Source organism: Microcella pacifica, from assembly GCF_009371975.2.
Classification (GTDB): domain Bacteria; phylum Actinomycetota; class Actinomycetes; order Actinomycetales; family Microbacteriaceae; genus Microcella; species Microcella pacifica.
On the sequence record NZ_VIKT02000008.1, the window covers coordinates 1 to 344 of the forward strand.

Genomic DNA, 344 nt, shown 5'->3' on the forward strand with positions numbered 1-344 from the left:
GGCGTCAGCACGCGGCGGATGGACAAGCTGGTGAAGACCCTCGGCATTCACGCCCTGTCGAAGTCGCAGGTGTCCCGGATGGCTGCCGAGCTCGACGAGCACGTGAACCAGTTCCGGCATCGGTCGTTGGCTGAGGCGGGCCCGTTCACGTTCGTCGCCGCCGACGCTCTGACGATGAAGGTTCGTGAGGGTGGCCGGGTGGTGAACACGGTCGTGCTGATCGCCACTGGCGTCAACGGTGACGGCCGCCGCGAAGTGCTCGGCCTGCAAACCGCGACAGCTGAGACCGGGTCGGCGTGGAATGCGTTCTTCGCAGACCTCGTCGCCCGCGGCCTCACCGGCGT

At 67.4% G+C, this 344-nt stretch carries 1 protein-coding gene; it reads left to right on the forward strand.

Going from position 1 to position 344, the window contains the following annotated elements; genetic code table 11:
* On the forward strand, positions 1-344 hold a 344-nt coding region (locus tag FK219_RS13645), incomplete at both ends, for a transposase (RefSeq protein ID WP_235923786.1).